This is a genomic window from uncultured Imperialibacter sp. (assembly GCF_963974565.1).
GTDB classification, from domain to species: Bacteria; Bacteroidota; Bacteroidia; order Cytophagales; family Cyclobacteriaceae; genus Imperialibacter; species Imperialibacter roseus.
On record NZ_CAXBCJ010000030.1, the window covers coordinates 19,711 to 38,688 of the forward strand.

Here is an 18,978-nt window from a genome sequence, read left to right on the forward strand (position 1 = left end):
TATCGAATACGATTCAAATAGAAGCCCAAACTCCTTTCAGGACAATGACGAATACTAATTGAGCATTTTCAGCCACGCACAAAAAAATAGTGCCGTGAAATGGCTTGAAGCATCGGTCAAGATTCACTATATAGATCAATTAGTCTAACTAGGACATAACAACTTTCAACTCTGAAGAAACTTTACTCTCTTAAGAGTTTTTACTTTTCTTCTAACTTTTTCTATTGGGCCATCAATAAATTTTATGGCGAATACCGATACTAAAAAAGTTAAAATTAGGGCTGCAAAAAAGTTTACAATGCCTTCCACCTCCCTATTAAGTAATGGCTTTCCCCAAATCAACATTGAAACTGCGAATCCAGCTTGCCAATGAAACAAATAGATCGGATAGCTGAAATCGCCAATGATTTTATCCATTTTTTTTGTCAGAACCGCAGGTCTTTCATTTATCAAATACGCGACAATAAATGCGTTTAAAATATAGTTAAGATACAAACTTAAATTTTCGAGCAAGGAACTACTAAAGTTTTTTGCCACCATAGCAATTCCTGCATTAACAAGTAGCATTCCAAACAACGAATAAAAATTCAAAAGTTTGGGGTTTTCTTTGAGAATTTTTGTGATCTGATTCCGCCTATGATATATCAATGCACCTAATGAAAAAGGAAGGCTGCCGGCAAACACGGTGCTATATCTGTAAGCGTAATCTAAATTCAGAAGATAGGTCAAAGTGAAATAAAAAACACCAAAAACTAGCCAAATTACTGTTCTCTTTTCCGTTTTCGATACTCCCAGGGCAATCAAGAAGTAAAAAATAAGTTCAACAGTCAGAGCCCATGTTGGTGGTGATAGTCTGGGTGAAACACTGCCTGGAAACCAATGCAAATATATTAATGAGAAGTTTTGAAAAATTGCTGAAAAAGAATTTGGTAGAAATATAAATTGCCTGTATTGAGAGGAGGATTCTTCGCCCCAATACATAATAATCAATATAGAAAGGAACAAAACAAACCAGTAAATAGGAAATAACCTAAGGATCCGATTGATAGCAAAAAAGATTTTGCCCTCAATTCTATAGCCATAAGAATTGTGCATCACAAATGTCATTAAATAACCACTCAAAATAAAAAATCCATGAACGGCATAATGCCCAATAATCGTAAGGTTTAAAAGGTGGTGCGCAACTACAAGTAAGGCTAGAAAAGTTCTGTAAAATCCAAACATACCATTTATTGTGTGGGGTACTCTGTATTTAAATTTAAAATAGCAAAATAACTCAACTCACTCTTCTTCTCTTCAATTTAGCGGGGACACCGTATGCGAGTGAAAAGGATGGAATATCAGAGGTGACCATACTATTTCCACCTATTACTGAATATTTCCCAATCACCACGCTTTGACGGGTAGAGACTCCTATGCCGATATCTCCGCCTTCTTCGATGGTGGTATGCCCGGCCAAATTTACTCCCGGCGCAAGGCTTGACAAGCCGCCTACTGTGGAATGATGACCTATCGAACAATTCAAATTCATGACCACGTGTCGATCTATTGAGGAACCATAGTTAATACAGCAGCCAGGGTATATAATTGCGCCATCTCCTACCGAGACACCTTTTGAAACCCAAGCATGTTTCGAAATCATCTTCGGGAATTCATAATGTCCAAGGTGCGCTATCTCATCCAAAATCTGCTTTTTAATCTTCGGGAAAGCGATCCCTATTACGACTTCAATTGATCCAAAAGAGCCAATTTCAGATACAGGCCCAAGCACCTTAAACCCACAAAAAACGTTTCCTATTTTTGAGGTATCATCATCAAGAAATCCAATTAACTCACCTCCAGGATAGTAGTCATCTAAGTTCATAGCCAAATGCCCACCAACACTACCTGCGCCTATTATTACTAATTTCTTTGAGGAGTCCATTAATTGTTACCGTTAAATGGCTCCATTGGCCTGCAATCGGATTGATTGACTCCTTCCCGTTTGACTACTTTTGCGAACGTCATGAAAAGTATTTCCATGTCTAAATAAAAAGACAAATTTTCCAGATAGTGAATATCCAGCTCGAATCTTTTGTGCCAGCTTATACTATTGCGGCCATTCACCTGGGCCCATCCGGTTATACCTGGTCGGACCTGATGTCTGCGTCGTTGATCTTCGTTATAAAGTGGAATATACTTGAAAAGTAACGGCCGTGGGCCGATCAAACTCATGTCCCCTTTTATTACATTGATTAACTGTGGCAACTCGTCCAAACTCAACTTCCTGATCACTCTTCCAGCCTTTGTAATTCTTTGATTATCGGGTAAAAGAACTCCTAGTTCGTCAACCTTATCATTCATTGTTTTGAATTTGATAATCTCAAAAGCCCTTTCGTTAAGACCCGGCCTTTCCTGGAAAAAAAATATTCTTCTTTTGTTCTGGAAAAACAGTATGACTGCAATAATAACGATCAAAGGACTCGCTATTAATAGCAACAATGCAGAAAATAGCACATCAAAAACCCGCTTAAAAATCCGCCTGTACATTTTCTATCCTAGTGCGCTTTATCACGTATCCCTCTCTCCACCATCTCATTCACCAGCTTTCGTCTTTTCCCTGACGCCAGTAATGGAATTTCACTCACATATTCTACGCTAAAATCAGCGTCTGCTCCCAAATAGCTCTTAAATTCTTTGACGAGATTTTCTTCTCTTGCAAATGACCCATCATGGTTAACTTTCAAAAGATATTGCTTTGAATCCCTTTGTATTAACTGATATTGCAAAATCTCGGTATATTTCCACATGTTTTTATACATAATATAAGAAGACACGATGCCCCCTCTGGTATCATACAAAACATCCAATTTTCTCCCTTCGATCTTATCAAAATAGAGATTTAGACCAGCTTCAGCCGAAAAGGCACCTATGTCTCCGGTATCATATCTAATCAGAGGCATAGCATAATTATACAAGTCAGTCACCACTATCCTTCCCAATTCCCCGGGTCTAACAGGTTTATCTTCGTTTGGAGCCAATATTTCAACAAAATAACTGGCAGTATTTACAAGAAATTTTTGATCACAACCCGGGACTTGTTGAGCTATTATTCCATTTTCAAGATTAGAGTAGCGGGAAAACACCTCAGCATCAAAATACTTTTCCAGCGTGGTCTTCACATAACTATTAAGCGATTCAGACATAGTTATGATTGAGCTAACCCTGGTTTTAACCTTCTCTTTGTAATTCTTTTCCAAAAAACGACACACCAACTCCAATGCGGAAACGTATCCAAGAATGGCGAAAGAAGTCCTGCTTTTCTCCATATTGGAAATTATTTTGGATATTTGCACTTCATCCAAGTGGATCACGTCTACCGGCTCCAGGTTTTGAAGCCAGTAGGTTAGTGGTGATTTCATTTTTTCTTTGGCCCATATTTTCAGATATAGTAACCGATCTCCCACTTTAAACCCCGCTCGTTCAGCGAAGTATATCGTATCAGCAGTATTTCTCAGCTTCTTTCTACTACTGTGAAGAACCTTAAATGGTGTGCCTGTCGAACCACTCGTCACAACTTGCTGAAGTGCACTTAACTTGTATTCTTTGCTTAAGAAAGCCTTAAAATTATCTCTAATAATGTTCTTGTTGAGCACTGGAAAATCAGCGATGCCGTCCGAATTAGCATAAGGTGAATAGAATTCAGTAGTTCCACAAGCATGATCCAGCAATTGACGCAATCGCTCATTGCCAACACCGTACATTTCCGAACCTTCTCCGATTGTGAGAAGTCTTTGAACGTCTTTAACCTCTGATTTGACCTTTCCCCCACGAAAAGTGTCTAGTAGCCAGAAGAATGTCTCTCTCAAAGTACTCATAGTGAATTAATTAGCTTTGCCACTTCACAAGCCCAAGTCTCGCAAAAAGCCTCGCTATCCCGGCACGTTTTTTCAAAAATTCTGTCTTTACCTTATTCCTGATAACATGCTGATGGTTTTCGTATATCGGAATAAGCGCTTTCTTTCTCCTCTGGGACTTAAAAAACTTAATATATGGTTTATGAGTTAAATTATAGTAGGGAGAATGTTGCTTTAATAGTTCTGAGTCTTCAAATGGCCTCGATTCTACTAAATCTAAATAATGGTGACCACCTTCGTATCGATATTTAAACCAATGACAAAATGCCCTATTTGATATTGGCTCATACTCAAAGGCCATTTGTAAAGATGACCATTCAGGAAATGTTAATTTTCCATTGACAAATGTAGAATTAGGGATGAAAAAATTTCCCAGTCCATAAATAATATACCCATCCCCGTAGGCCTCCCCTCCCTGCACACAATGGGAATGAGCCCCCACCACAACATTGGCCCCGTTGTCAATTAACGCTTTGGCGAAGGTTCTATGAGCCGGAAACGGTAAAGTTTCAAGGTCAAAATTCCAATGAAAAAAAATCGCAATTGTCGCTGAAGGGTCATTCGAGCGAGCTGTTGAAACAGATTCAAGAAGATTCCTTTCATTTATTTCGGACAGATAGACTCCCGAACTGGGGTTTTTCTGATGGTACAGTAAAAAGTCCCAACAAGCATTAAACAACATAGTGTTCACTCCCCCTTGCTCGAAGACAATCGGACTTGCTGCTTCCTTCGGCGACCTTCCCGCCCCCCCATAGATAATCCCTTTCCTGGTCAATAGCTCAACAGTTCGGTCGAATTCCCCAGGTAAATCGAGCATATGGTTATTCGCCAGCCCCACAAGCAACTTGCCATTGCCTTCTGCCAAAACATCCAAAACACTGGGGTGATTGAAGAGAATTGGCGTGTCTGTTGTCAGCCTTGCCGTTTCAGATATCATCCCTTCAAGGTTAGCCACTATACTTTTGTTTTTGAACACTTGAGGATAACGATTGAGTATCATCCCTAGATCATTACTGCATCTAATATTTGGCGATGCTATATCTCCAACAAAAAGCATCTAACTATTTCTAATTTGAGACAAACTTGACATCATTTCTGCTGTACTCATAAACTCCACATCTGGCCACAGCTTAACAATTCCTCTCAAGAGCTGCTTCAACTGCGCCAACCCTTCCTCTCTGTTTTTCGAGTCGATATTGCCACAAAAATTTACTCTGTGAGAGCTAATATTCGCAGGCCTATTAAGCATAAAAGAATAACCAATTTGCTCCAAACAGTATGCGACCCAATCAATAGATTTGTTACTATTAGGCTCAAAAATGCAATTTCTTACCACATAGCGTTGTTTGTTAGAATTTGACTGCCCGGTATAATGAAACGACTTTTTGTACAAACCTTCGCCCTGGTGTTCCGTTTTGATCATGGGCGCATCAATGTAGGATATCCCTTTTTCTCGGAGCGCTTTGTGTAGCACCACATTCTCGCTCATAGTAGGAGAAGTAAAGTGTTGAGACTTTACCCCAAATACATTTTCAAAACATCTCAAGCCATCTTGAATAACAGATTCAAGATGGCTATTTTCTTCATATTTATCGAAGGAAAACGCTGCCGGATAGGTGATGTCGTTAAATGGAGTGGACGTAATACTAGTGTACGATCGGTTCCTAAAGCAGGACAAAACCTCTTTGTCTCGACGCTCTAGTAAGAACATGAGCAATTTGATATTCAAATGCTCCCTTCCATGAAATTCCGGAACGATAAGCTTTTCAGTGATCCCCTGTTTCCACAAATCGAAAACACCCGCATAGCCGCTCAACTTTGAAAATGTATCAGGAAGAAGCTCGTATCTATACTCCTGATAATTCTCCCTTTCCATAGCCTCGAAATCAATATTTGCCGGTAACGAAAAGGCTGAAAACACGGCATGGTTACCATTAACGTCCTTCACAGATGACAAGGCATCATATAACCCCATCAAGTCATCTTTATTTTCGAGAGAATCATAATAGTCAAACCTGTTCGTCACGGGCAGCCCATCGCTATCCATGTTTAACCGGGCCTGTTTCGAGGCGACTCTTACATTTCCATAGTCATCAACTGAGAGAGCCACAATCTTTCTTTTGGTCTTCCAGCCAATAGTGTTCTTTAGAAAATACTTTACTTTTTGACTATACCTCACCTGTGATATATTTTTTAGCATAGTTGTCGGCATTCCTAATCGTAAACTCTTTTGAGGCATTTTTTGAGTTTTTCGCTATCACTTCGAGAGCGCCTGAATTATTTTTCATTTCAATTATCCATGAAGCAATTTCCGATACACTGTCCATGGTAAAGCACTTGCCATTTTGGTACTTATCGACATGTCTGGCTATTTCGGAGTCGAGGGATGCAATGCACAGAAGGGGCACGCCAACCGCCTGAAGATTGTAAATTTTACTTGGAATACTTACATGTGCCGTTTTTTCGTCCAGAATAACAACACCAAGATCGGCACTGCCTAACGAATAGTTGATCAGATGATCAGGTTGAAACGGGAGAATCAAACAATTTTGGAGCTTTTCATCCTTTATTCTTTCCTGTAACGAATAAAACTTCTCCCCTCTTCCGATAATTACAAATACCAGATCCTTTTCTGCGACAAGTACGTTAGCAATATCGAGCAGTATTTCAGTATTATGAGTGTATCCAATATTTCCAGAATACTGTACAATGAACTTTCCTTCTAACTCATTCTCTTTGATAAAGGGATTTTTTTGTTTGTCTTCCTCCACCAGATTGGTCAAGCCTGACCAGTTGTGGATGACATGGATTCTCTCGGCATTGACATATTGAGCTACCAAGCACTTCATGCCTTCCGCAATCGTATATATTCTATAAGCTTTTGAGAATAGTAAATTATTCCACTTCACCCACCTCCGATATAGAAAATTAGTTTCTTTTACCCCATAGATACTCAATACATCGGGATAAACGTCGAAGATCAGCACCGAAAATCTATTAGGCAAAACTAACGACAAAAGGTAAGCGAAAGGAGGAATCGTAATGTAGAAGATTTCGAATTTTCTATATTTGGTGAGTAGCAGGAAGTAGATGCGAAAAGTCGCCGTCAGCCATGTGAAAAATTTCCTGGCAGCACTTCTTCGATCATACAAATTGATCTTCGACCATCGTACACTTGAGTCAATCGCTATATCCTGCTCTCGAATAATGCCAGAAATAAGTGCGACTTGCTCAAACTCATTTGTTTTAACAAAAGCGTTAATTATATCGATGGTTAAATAACCACTCGCTTGGTTAATGAATACAATTTTTTTCTCACTCATATCCGTCAACACTTGCCGTTAAAATTCTGGTTAAGGCTATACATTAAAAACTTCCGCAAAACTTTCGGCTGCCCGCTTTATCCTTTGATCATAGGGCTCATAGATAACCTTATCGAAGTCTGTTCTCTCGAAATTGTCGTTCATCAGCGAGGCAAGTGCATTTAAGTCGTGGGGGTCGAAAAACACGCCCCAGTCACCTAGCTGTTCGATATTAACGGCAAGATTGGAAGCGATTACAGGAGTCTGTAAAGAGATAGCGTCTTCGATTACAGTGCTCCAGCCTTCAAAGAGGCTCGGTTGGATAACAGCCTGTGCATATCTCATTAGCGTCAGTTGCTCCTGCCGGGACAGTACACCCAAAAAACAAATTTGATCTTTCAAATCATGTTGTTCCATCAGCTCCTTGAGTTCAAGGACATGTGGTGCAGACGAGTCATCCGGGAGCTTTCCTGACATGGCGAGAAAAGGCTTCTTTCCTTCTTTTTTTAGTAAAGCCAACGACTCCAATAAAACCTTATGATTCTTATGTTTATGGAACTGATTGGATACCAAAAAGTACTTTTGTGGCAAGCGATGCTGCCTCAACAGATCTTCCCAGCCAGAAAAATCAAACCTATCTACTACAGATGCGAAATGAAAAATATGAACATTGACATCCGGCTTTACTTTGAAAAATTTTTTGAAGTCGTTTAATACCGATCGACTGGATAACACTAAGTGTTTGGTGTTCTTGAGAATTAAACGAATTCGGGCATCACGTTCCATAATTTTTCGATTGCTGAAAAACTGTGGGTAATGCTTGTGTTGCAAATCGGCATACCAACATACTTCTTGAACCTTACTTCCAGATTTGACAGGGAAGTCATGCATTGGGAAAACGGCGTCTAATTCATACTGCTTGCAAATAGGCTCAATGAACTTATTACTTCCAGATAGCCAAGAAGTAATATACCCTTTATAGATAGACGGGAACTCCCACTCAACAGCCGTTAAATGGGGGTATTCAATTTCATCTACAAACTTTTTTAAATCCTTTCGGTAAAACAAGACAACCTCCGGTTGCTTATCATCTTCAAGCCAATTCAGAATTTTGATAGCATTGAGTATGTAAATGACACCACCCATCCATTTCGTGCTGAAGTTGTAGACAACTCCTATCCGTTTCCTGCTATTTTTTTTCATCTTACCAGTTCTCCACCAAATCCTTCACTCCCCTGGCGAGGTCCCATTGCGGTTCCCATCCAGTTACTTCCTTAAGCTTATTTACATTGGCGACCAAATGCATCCTATCAGTCTTTCTCACCTTATCAGGATCAACTTCAATACTGATCTCCTCTCCAATTTGTCCGGAAAACTCCTCCACTACCTCTGTAACAGCATACTCTATGCCTCTTCCCAGATTAAAAGTATCATACCCTAGATTTGGTATTTCCAGCAATGCTTTGACTGCATTGGCCATATCATGCGTATGAATGAAGTCTCTCTTAGGCTCAAGGTTGCCCAGCCTGATTGTCCTTACTCCCCGTTTTAGTTGTGCTTCGATTTCCGGTATAAGGTGAGGGTTTGTCTCATTCGGTCCGAAAGCATTAAAAAATCTACAGACCACAGTGTCGACTCCAGTGAGCAAATGATACTCTTTGCAAAGGTGTTCACCGGTCAATTTACTTAATCCATAAATATCCAGCGGGCCGGTAGCATCAGTTTCAGAAACTGCATGATCGTAGATGGGATACACTGCAGCCGTTGAGGCGAAAAAGACTCTTTGTACACTCTTGGTTTGCCTTAATGCATTAAAAAGGTTCATGGTTCCTCTGATATTCACATCGGAAGACTCGAATGGGTGGGCGTTACAATAGGGAATAAAATGAATAGCTGCCAGATGCACTACTATTTCAGGCATCAATCTGCTAACTAACTGATTAATAGCCTCAGCATCTCGCAAGTCAACCAAATGAAATTGACTATCGGGGATATCAAGAAACTCCCTATTCCCAAAGGACAAATTATCCAGGACATGTACTGTGTGTCCTTCTTGCTCAAGAAGAGGGACAATTGCTGATCCAATGAATCCCGCACCCCCAGTAACTAATACACGCATTTTTCTTTTGTATTTAAAGTAATAAATAGTTTGATCAGGCTTTCAATGGAGAATAATTTGGAGCATTTCCCCAAATGTTAACGCCGTCCCACAAGCATGATCAAATAATTCTGCTTGTCAGTTCATTAAAAAGACCAGAAGCAGCTTCAAAGGATTTTGAATTTAAAACCTCATCTTCAATCTTTCCCTTGAAAATATCTCGTTCCTTATTTGGCAGGCTAGAGGATTCTGTTGTTTTATTTTTCTCGGCAAGTTTCATTCGGTGTCTGTAGTTAAGAATCGAATTGTTCAATTGTTGCTGAGAAAGACCTGACTCAAGTTCCAAAACAGAAAAAACTTGAGTTACAAATCCCGCTGTATTGTTCGTGAGACTTTCGAATGACAAAAGCGTCAAGTCATTCATTTTTTCTTTCACAAAGGAATAATACTTAGTATATCTTTGTACCAACGCCTCAATTTCTTCTGTAGTGGCAGCCTTGTTCTTTGTGTAGATAAAGGACGATACCGCCTGCAATGGATTTCTGATAATCACTACGGTTTTTATTCCAAGCTTGAGAGCTATTTTCAAAGCTGCCTCGCTGTGCAGGTGGTGAGCCCAAACCAGCCCAGGCACTAAGTCGCTAATTAAACCAACATCATAGGTGTTACCAGATCTTGGATAGCCATCAAAATAAAGTTGATCCCCTTTGGCTGGCAACCTTACCTTGTCTCCGCGGAAAGCTCGAACCAAATAGAAGTATAGTTTGAATGCAATCGGCTTACTCAGGAAGAAATTTCTGATCATTTTATTTTATAATATACAGCCTAGTAATATCAACAGTTTCTATTCCGGCCCCAAAGATCAGAATTTTGCAATGTTAGGAGACAGTAAAAAATCGTAATATTTTTTTCCAATCGTTTCTATGCTATACGGTGCCATACTCTCCCTAGCATTTTCACTCATTTGTTGTCGGAGGTTCGAGTCATTGACCAGTTCCTGAAGCTTTGCGGCAAACACTTCTTTATGAAAAAGTGGTATCAGAAAACCATTGTATCCATCTCTTATCATTTCAGATGGCCCAGCCACGCAGTCATAACAAACCACAGGAAGCCCGGAGGCAAGCGCCTCTCCTATCACGTTTGGAAATCCCTCGGAAGAAGAAGTGAAGGCAAAAATAGAAGAAGTCCGATAGAACTGATCCACATCTGATCTCTTACCAAGAAACTCAACGCAGTCTGCGACACCCAAAGTACTAGCTAGTTCTTTCAACCTTGCCATGTGACTTTGCTTAAGGTGGTCTTCTCCGATTAATATTAATCGCCATTCTTTGGCCTCAAGCGTAGCAAAAATTTCAATCAATTGGTCCTGATGCTTGCTTTGTATGAGCCGACCAACCATTAATATATCTTTTTTTCTTAGGCTTTCATCTAAAGGAATCTCTCTAATAGGATTTCCTATCACCCGGAGGTGTCTAGGTTTATACATTTTCGAGTAAATCTCTGCTGCGATATGAGTCTGAGCAATTACTCCAGTAGCACCAGGATAAAGCCATCTTCTCAAGCGATCATGAATTTTACCCAATGACTTGTCAGGCTGGCTTCGATCGGACACAAATACGTGAAAAGGTAATCCGAACAGCGCAATTAAAACAAATGAATTCCAAAGTTCGCCAAAACTTAGGACAGCGCATGGAGCCAATTTCTTAACTTTCGACCGCAAGAAAAAGAGCGTCCGAATCGTAGAAGCAGCTCGGAATTTGTTGTTAAAGGCAAAAGGAGGAACATGTAATTGGACATTGGGAGGCACAGGATAAAAAACTTCCCTGTCAACCCCATAAAGCACTAAATCAACAGAAACAGATTCTTCCTTACCAAAATAGTTTGCTAATTCAGTCATAACCCTCTCCATGCCACCAGCTTGTAGCGAGTGGATAACTAAACAAATCCTTCTAACAACCATGTTCACTCAATTACATCCACTTCTTATGCCACATCTGGAACATCAACAGTTTCCAAATCAAAGGTTGGTAGTGGAGCTGTCCCTCCATAAATTGCCTAACAATCGTTCTAACAAATAACGGTTTGAAGATCCCCTGTTGCCTTATTTCTTCCTCATTAAAATATTCCTCAATGAGGTAACTCAAATCCTTTCTGAGCCATTGGTAGATTGGTAAACTGAAGCCTGCCTTTGGTCGATCCATCATTGAAAATGGCACATGTTTATGCACAATTTCTTTGAGTATCCTCTTTGAAATGGCGCCATCAAATTTATAACCTAGAGGCAGGCTAGCGGCAAACTCAACTATTCTATGATCCAAAAAAGGTTCTCTTCCCTCTAAAGAAACTGACATCGTCGCCCGATCTACTTTTGTCAGGATGTCGTTTTGAAGATACATATTGTAATCAGCCGCCATCGCAATCTCTATTTCGGAGGTAAATCCTTCAGCCTTAAAATCATATCCAGTATGATATCCGTTCGAGGTATCAATCAACAGCTGAGCTTCATAGCGAGCTGGCAAACTCCGCATTCGTCGAAATAGGTCTATGGCCTGCTGTTGCCTATCTGTGTTGAGGGCCTTGCTGAGGCCGTCTATTTTATGCTGTAGCGCAATGTTTTTGGAGGGGATATATTTTTTAACCAAAGACATCAGCGCTTTTGAAGGTGGTTTTGCAAACCCTGGGATGCTATTCAGCATTTGAAGCTTCATTGACAAAGACCGATAGTCATCATAACCAGCAAATATTTCATCGCCAGCATCTGCCGACAAAGCCACTGTAACTTGTTCTCTCGCTATTTTGCTGACCAGCATTGTTGGTATTATAGAGCTATCAGCAAAGGGTTCGTCACAGTAAAACGGGATGCTCGGGATAATTTCCTGTGCCTCCCTGGTATTGCAATAATAAGATGTGTGGTCAGTACCCAAAAAAGTGGCTGTCGCTTCTGCAAAGGGCGCTTCGTTGTTACCTTCATCAAACCCGATGGTAAAAGTCTTAAGCCTGTCTGTTCTGTCTTTGGACAACAAAGCGGCTACGGCTGTGCTGTCATATCCACCACTAAGAAAGATTCCCACAGGCACGTCCGCCACCATCCTGTATTCAAAGGCAGACTGTAGCAGGCTCTCTAATTCGGTCGTTGCTTCATCGTAGCTCAAAGAAGCTTTAGGCTTCTTGTAAAGAGAAAATACATCCCAATATTTTTCCAGTTGAATGGTCCTGTCCTTAAGTGAAAAAATTAACCAGTGACCAGTGTCAAGTTTATGTGTATGTCTAAAAATGCTATAAGGGGAAGGGACATAGCCATAATTTAGATAAAGATTGACCGACTGGCTATCAATTTCTTTTTCGAACAAAGGATGTTGGTGAAACGCCTTTAGTTCTGATGCGAAGAGAAAAACTCCATTGTTATGATAATAATAAAACGGCTTCACCCCTGCCCTGTCTCTGCAACAAACAAGTTCTCTGCGTGCCGAGTCCAAAATAACAAAAGCAAACATCCCAATAAAACGAGTTACTGATTGCCGGCCCCATTCATCATAGGCGTGCAGAATTACTTCAGTATCCGATTCAGAAATAAACTTATGGCCAGCTTGTACCAAAGCTTCTCGTATCTCTTTATAATTATAGATCTCGCCATTGAATACAATACTTAAGTGCTGGTACACCATGGGCTGATGCCCGCCATTTGAAAGATCGATGATGGAAAGTCTTGCTTGTCCCAAGCCAATCACTGCATCGTCAAATCTACTAATGGAAGTGCCGCTGTCATCGGGACCTCTGTGATGAAGTGAAGCCACCATACGACGTACTGTGTCGGCTGACCTATCGGTGCTAAATTCTATGAATCCTGCTATTCCGCACATGATCTAAATTGAAAGAAACCGTCCATATTTGATCATTTGACAAAAACATATTCATTTATTCCATTTGTACTAGTAGTGGTGATCCCGATTAACTTCAGATTATGAAATTCAAAAAAGAAGTCAACAATATATTGAGGTGAAGCCACCTCAAAGGGTAATCCACCGATCCAATCTACCCAGTCATGATAAATTGACATTCCACGCAGCTCTTTATATCTGCTGTATCGTGAAAACGGATTCTTAAATCGAAACACGTCGGAAAGTGACATACGTAGCACCATGTATGAAATGTATGCAGACAGGATTAATCCCCTCATAATGAAGTTAGAGTTGTATGACTCCTTTATCTTTCTCCAAAAAATTGATTTTCGGCCTTGATCGTTATAGATCCCAATAAAAAAAGTTCCATTTTCTTCTAAGGGCAGCGTAGCGTTGTGAAGTGCCTTGATCATATCGCCCGTATGATGTAAAACTCCCCATGAATAAACATAATCATACTTACCTAACCCAAGCATGAATTCTTGATCCAAAACAGAGCCTTCTGCAATCGCCCAATGCAATGAACTATCGCCGTACTTATCTTTTAGAATATTAGCACACTGCACAGAATTCGGGTCAAAATCCAGAGACATTACTCTAGCGCCTAACCTATGTGCAGCAAGACTAAATAGTCCACTACCACATCCGATATCCAAAAATGACTTGCCATGCAGGTTATCAACCCTCAGCATCTTCTTTAGCGACTCCGTGGCTATAGTCAGTCTTTCTTCTGAAAACCCCTTTAAAAAACTATTCCAATTTTCCCCAAATGAAAATCGCCTACCGTCTTCTATTTCCTCATCAAATGTGGATTTTTTCATTTCTCTAAATTTATTTTGTCTATTTCAATACCTAACTCATCCGAAGACATAAACTCAACATCTGGCCAATTTTCCTTTATTTTTTTCAATAACTTTGATAATAAAAGAAGGTTTTCTTCTCTATTCTTTGGGTTCAGTTGTCCCATGAAATTGAGCCTGTGAGAGCCAATAATGGCAGGCTTCTTCCAAGCGAAGGCCGAGCTGATTCTCTTCAGACATTCTGAGACCCAGTCTACATCAGGGTTGATTGATGGCTCAAAGAAGGCGTTTCGAACCAAATATCTTTGGTTGTGCCGATTTCTTTCACCCAGGTAATGATATACGTTCCTGGTATCTTGGGTGGATCCAAGTATTGGTTGAAATTGATTTCTTATACCTTGAATGTAAGATATGCCATTATTTGATAGCTGAGCTTCCAATTCCTTTCCCCAAATATAACAAGGCGCAATGAATGACTTTGACTTAAATCCCCAAATATCATAGAATAGGTCTAGCCCTTGTTGAATAATCACCGCCAAATTAGATAGTTCGCTTTCTTGTATGAAATTGAATGCGTCCATATACTCCATTTTGTATACAGGGTGATCCGACACATGGGGGCTGTACATTTCTAAATCGAAAACTGTACGTACTGGCGTATCATTCCGTTGCAGCGCTTCCATCCATCTGGCGACATTTAAGTGCTCTCTCCCGTGGAATTGGGGCTGAATAAACCCCGCCTTCATCCCCTGTCTATATAATGTTAAAACTTGATCATGTGCCGGATAGCGTTCCAGAGTCTTTGTAAATGGTTCATGGAAATAACTCGAATAGCCGGATTCCTTAATCCTCGTAAAATCAGGGTTTGCAACTATGTTATTGGCAGTGATAACCGGAGGCTTTCCATTTATATCCCTGACCTGATCTAACACCTGAAATAGATACATCAAATCATCATTGGACTCAAGCGAGTCATTTCGATTATATGGACAGCTATCAACTGGGTATCCTTTTTTCACTAATTGATGGAACGCCTTGTTAGAAGACATTCGGACAGCTCCCCAGTCATCCGATTCGATAACAACAATCCTTCTGTTGGTCCGCCATCCAGGTAGGTTTGAAATGGAACTAAGTAACTTTTTCGGGCGAAGGGATAATCTCACGACTGATTAAATTATGACGAAACGAATAAAATTGATTTGCAGAATAATCTACTACTGTAATTAGTTAGTGTAATAGTTGTTTGATTCTGCTGAGCATACCGAACAATGTCGTGTAAATCGGATAATATCTGTGCAGCATTCTATTCTTCCCGATTAGCCTAAGAAGAACACTCTTGAGGTCATCGGCCATCAGAGATTTTGACATTTCAACCGTAAAATCATATTGTCTGTTTTCCAATCCAACCTTGACGGCAAGGCGTGCCATATTGCTAAACATCTTCTTTTCAGCTTGAGGGGAAAGCGGATATTTGATTTGATAATAATTCAGTATCTTCATCCCCTTTTCATACCACACCTGAAACCTTTCAAAATCACTAGAGTTCGACAATGAATTTGAGAGAACTCTGTAGTGACCGGTTACCTTATCCAAAAAATGAAATTTTGTGTGCCTTGCCATTTCAGGCCACAAAAAAGCATCGATAGTTGTTAGCTTATTTTGCAGGCAAAACTCAAAGTCAACGAACTTTTCAAATAACTCTCTGCGGAAACAGACCGTCAACGGCACAATCGGATAACTACCCATGAGGATTTCTTCATACAACCCATGTCCCTCCTTATCGGACTGATGCAAATGAGTATTAAGTTTTAAAGTACCATTTTCAAAAAGTGAGCAACTCCGAGTGTGAACAAGACCTATTTCGGGATTGGCTTCCAAAATATCCACCTGACTTTGGAGTTTTAGCGGGTCGGTCCAATAATCGTCTCCCTCTAGGATGGCAATGTATTTGGCCTTGCAAACCTTAAAAAGCGCCCGATAATTCTTCACTAAGCCAGCATTCGCATTAGGTCTAAATACTGTAATCTTATCTGGATATAGCTGAGAGTATCTAAAGCAAATCTCATAAGTTGCATCCTCTGACCGGTCATCTCCGATTAATATGTTAAACGGGAAAGAGCAAACTTGTGACAACACGCTTTCGATGGCCCCCTCTATATATTGCTGCTGATTGTAGGTGGGAACTATCACGTTAACCAAGGGTAGCGGCAGTTTCATCTCACTTGAAAAAGTCAATTATTGGGAAATCTCCCTCTAACATAAATCCAAAAGTCACCAGATTGCCAAAAACACTCGCAACCCCAATAAAATCCATCCCTCGTCGGAGCATTACAACATTAGTGATGATCAAAATCACAATCACAGGCACCTTGACCAAATTAAAGGTCATCGCTGTGCCACACTTTGAAACAAAGTAAATAAAAAAGAAAAACGCTACTAAATTCGCTAACATCAAAAACCGACTTCCCTCTGGTAAATAAACCATTAAGTTGACCATTGAATAAAACAACAGAGAGAATGAAAACACTGACTTTAAATTACCTGACTCCTCCGTAAGTTTCCTTTGCCAATAAAAGGCAGAAGAAAACAGCAAAAAAACAACAAGCTTTACGAAGTCGTTATAATAATACACATACCAGTTCAACCGCATGGTAAGCGATTCTCTTTGGGCTATCCAATCGGCCGATGAGTAGGAAATCAGTTTTTGGGATATTGCTGCGGGCAAATTAGGCCGCAATCCACTTATGAAACTCAGGTCTACGGTAGAAATAACAGAAGTCACTAAATAGAGTAAGAAAAATAGTTGAATTCTATCTCCAAATAGCCTGTAAAACAAGAATATTAACAAAGGAGCTATCAAGCTGAAGTGAATAAGTGCCGAAAAAAACATGAAAAACACCCCTTTGTAAGATTTTCGATACACAAAAACATTTAGTACTCCAAAGAGAAAAACGTGCATCGCTGTATTAAAGCGAAATGCGTTTACGTTCCAAATGGGAACCGTTAAAAAAAAGGTCACAAACAAACCCCACCCGATTACTGTCTTTTCAACTCCGACATCTCTTAAAATAATCCAAATATTTCTTGAGTAAAAGAAACCAAAAAAAATAGAAAATACAGCATACAACACTCGGGAATCTGTGGATACTTTTGCAACCAGATATGTTAACAACGGCTGCACAAAATCTGAATACTGCTCGAACTTGACCAGCTGGGTTACAAAGTCCCAAAAACCCATGTCGGCACTGGACAATTCAAGCATCCACTGAACGTATCGATTTGCATCGACTTGATCACTCGGAATTACCATTGTATAGCCAAAGAAAATGCAATACAGCCAAAAGATGTTTTTAGCCCAAGGTACATCCTTGTATCTAAGTGCAAAAATCATCGAAATAATTGGCGAAATTAAAAAAATGCCTATTAACCTCGGGAAAGAAGAATTTTTCACACTTTATTTCTATGTCCTTTAATAAACGACAATGATATTCTCTTCAATTCGACGTATTCATCCAGGTTTTGCAATTCAAAGACTAAAAGAAAAACTAATAGAAACGTAAAAACCTGAACAACAAGCATCAAGGAATAAGTCAAGCTAGTCAATGACCAAAGAAAAGTGCTTCCAGCTACTACTGAACATGACAATAGATATGGAGCTATGTCATACATTTGCTCTTTTACTGAATATTTCACTAATCTTCCCGAATAGGAGCTATTAACGTATGTTGCTATAATAACCATAAAAATTCTAACAACCAGCATTGTTACTACTCCAAAATAGATTGCGCCCAAAATGCTTGGCACCAATAAAACAATCTTTATCACCTGAAGCTTCAAAACCAAATCCGACCTACCTTTAATGTTCAGGATATTTAGGTTTGTCAAGTTCAATGGCAAAAAAATACTACTGATGCAAAGTAGTTGTAAATACAAGATAGAGGTTTCCCACCTAGCGCCAAGCAGGATGTGAATCAAAGGTTTCGCCACTGAAGCAAGTCCCGTTAGTAAAAGGAAAGATACGAAGAATGTCATCCTTGATATCTTCTTAATATTCAGCAACATAAGATCCTCCTGATACTTGATGCTAGCTAGCGCCGGAAATAGTACTTTTGAGAAAGCAGTGGATAAATTGGTTGTGACCATCGCATTAAACTGCTCTGCCCTTGTAAAGTAACCTAATGAGGAAGGCGAAAAAAATTTGCCCAGTACCAAATAGTAAATGTTATACTGGAAAGTTGCTATTAGATTAGACAAAAGTATTTTATTGCTGAATTTAAACTGTTCTTTGAAGGCAACAACTGAGAAAGAAAAAGATGGTCGCCACTCCGCAAACATCCAAATTAGCATAGCGTAGATGAATTGACGCAAAAGTATCTGATATACTAAACTCCAAACGCCAAATCCCTGATACGCTAAGAAAATCCCGAAGACACCACTAACCAGCGACCCGACTACCGATGCTATAGTTTGTTTTTTAAAGTCAATTCTTCGAGAAAGTATAGCAATTTGAACTATAGAAAAGGAATTTATTAAAATCACAAGGGCCAATACCCTAATCAAGTCAACTAACATCCCCTCATTGAAAAATAATGCAATGTAAGGAGCAAAAAACGCCAGCAGCAGATAAATTACAACGGAAAGGCATACATTATAGATAAAGACCGTGTCATAATCTAGGGCAGTGCATTTCGTTTTTCTGATTAAACCAATGCTTAGCCCTCCATCTACAAATGTGTTAGCGAAAGCGAAAATTACTGTAGTCATCCCGATTAGGCCAAAGTCTTCGGGAGATAGTATCCTCGCTAATATTATCCCTATCACAAAACTTGACCCACTACTAATGATTTTTTCGGTCAAATTCCATCCAATCCCTGAAATCGACTTCTTCTTAAGCGACATTAGCTATTCCAAGTTTCCTATCTACTAAGGTTAGCATCTTGTCGTTTTGCTACATTTACAAAGACCTGCAACGCTAGTCGATAA

Annotated in this window: 17 protein-coding genes; all 17 read right to left on the reverse strand. The window is 39.8% G+C overall.

What is annotated here, in order from left to right; genetic code table 11:
• Positions 1-165: 165 nt before the first annotated feature.
• Positions 166-1,224: an acyltransferase gene (locus AAC052_RS26335; RefSeq protein ID WP_339816132.1), complete on the reverse strand. Its 1,059-nt coding sequence runs from the start codon at positions 1,222-1,224 to the stop codon at positions 166-168.
• 52 nt (positions 1,225-1,276) lie between these two features.
• Positions 1,277-1,924 (reverse strand): hypothetical protein, encoded by a 648-nt coding sequence (locus AAC052_RS26340; protein ID WP_339816133.1) that lies wholly within the window; start codon positions 1,922-1,924, stop codon positions 1,277-1,279.
• Positions 1,924-2,529: a sugar transferase gene (locus AAC052_RS26345; RefSeq protein ID WP_339816134.1), complete on the reverse strand. Its 606-nt coding sequence runs from the start codon at positions 2,527-2,529 to the stop codon at positions 1,924-1,926. The genes AAC052_RS26340 and AAC052_RS26345 overlap by 1 nt, the downstream gene beginning before the upstream one ends.
• Positions 2,530-2,537: 8 nt before the next feature.
• Complete coding sequence (locus AAC052_RS26350) at positions 2,538-3,857, reverse strand: hypothetical protein (protein WP_339816135.1); 1,320 nt, start codon at positions 3,855-3,857, stop codon at positions 2,538-2,540.
• Between the two features lie 10 nt (positions 3,858-3,867).
• The gene (locus AAC052_RS26355; protein WP_339816136.1) at positions 3,868-4,851 is read right to left on the reverse strand and encodes a CapA family protein; all 984 of its coding nucleotides are present in this window, start codon (positions 4,849-4,851) and stop codon (positions 3,868-3,870) included.
• Between the two features lie 102 nt (positions 4,852-4,953).
• A complete protein-coding gene (locus AAC052_RS26360) occupies positions 4,954-6,096 on the reverse strand; it encodes a hypothetical protein (RefSeq protein ID WP_339816137.1) in 1,143 nt (380 codons plus the stop codon).
• Positions 6,065-7,219, reverse strand: coding sequence for a glycosyltransferase family 4 protein (locus tag AAC052_RS26365; protein WP_339816138.1), 1,155 nt, complete (start codon positions 7,217-7,219; stop codon positions 6,065-6,067). The genes AAC052_RS26360 and AAC052_RS26365 overlap by 32 nt, the downstream gene beginning before the upstream one ends.
• 36 nt (positions 7,220-7,255) lie before the next feature.
• Positions 7,256-8,401, reverse strand: coding sequence for a glycosyltransferase family 1 protein (locus tag AAC052_RS26370; RefSeq protein WP_339816139.1), 1,146 nt, complete (start codon positions 8,399-8,401; stop codon positions 7,256-7,258).
• Between the two features lies 1 nt (position 8,402).
• Positions 8,403-9,317, reverse strand: a complete 915-nt coding sequence (locus AAC052_RS26375; protein ID WP_339816140.1) for a GDP-mannose 4,6-dehydratase — start codon at positions 9,315-9,317, stop codon at positions 8,403-8,405.
• A gap of 100 nt (positions 9,318-9,417) precedes the next feature.
• Positions 9,418-10,101 carry a sulfotransferase domain-containing protein gene (locus tag AAC052_RS26380; protein WP_339816141.1) on the reverse strand — a complete coding sequence of 228 codons (684 nt, stop codon included), beginning with the start codon at positions 10,099-10,101 and terminating at the stop codon, positions 9,418-9,420.
• 57 nt (positions 10,102-10,158) lie between these two features.
• Positions 10,159-11,256, reverse strand: coding sequence for a glycosyltransferase (locus AAC052_RS26385; protein WP_339816142.1), 1,098 nt, complete (start codon positions 11,254-11,256; stop codon positions 10,159-10,161).
• Positions 11,257-11,266: 10 nt separating this feature from the next.
• Positions 11,267-13,156 (reverse strand): asparagine synthase (glutamine-hydrolyzing), encoded by a 1,890-nt coding sequence (gene asnB / locus AAC052_RS26390; protein WP_339816143.1) that lies wholly within the window; start codon positions 13,154-13,156, stop codon positions 11,267-11,269.
• Between the two features lie 32 nt (positions 13,157-13,188).
• Complete coding sequence (locus AAC052_RS26395) at positions 13,189-14,016, reverse strand: class I SAM-dependent methyltransferase (RefSeq protein WP_339816144.1); 828 nt, start codon at positions 14,014-14,016, stop codon at positions 13,189-13,191.
• Complete coding sequence (locus tag AAC052_RS26400) at positions 14,013-15,158, reverse strand: hypothetical protein (protein ID WP_339816145.1); 1,146 nt, start codon at positions 15,156-15,158, stop codon at positions 14,013-14,015. Before AAC052_RS26400 ends, AAC052_RS26395 begins: the two co-directional genes overlap by 4 nt.
• A gap of 64 nt (positions 15,159-15,222) precedes the next feature.
• Complete coding sequence (locus AAC052_RS26405) at positions 15,223-16,212, reverse strand: glycosyltransferase (RefSeq protein WP_339816146.1); 990 nt, start codon at positions 16,210-16,212, stop codon at positions 15,223-15,225.
• A 1-nt stretch (position 16,213) separates the two neighbouring features.
• Complete coding sequence (locus tag AAC052_RS26410) at positions 16,214-17,446, reverse strand: EpsG family protein (RefSeq protein ID WP_339816148.1); 1,233 nt, start codon at positions 17,444-17,446, stop codon at positions 16,214-16,216.
• Entirely contained in the window at positions 17,443-18,894 is a 1,452-nt protein-coding gene (locus AAC052_RS26415; protein ID WP_339816149.1) for a lipopolysaccharide biosynthesis protein, read from the reverse strand. Before AAC052_RS26415 ends, AAC052_RS26410 begins: the two co-directional genes overlap by 4 nt.
• Between the last annotated feature and the right edge of the window lie 84 nt (positions 18,895-18,978).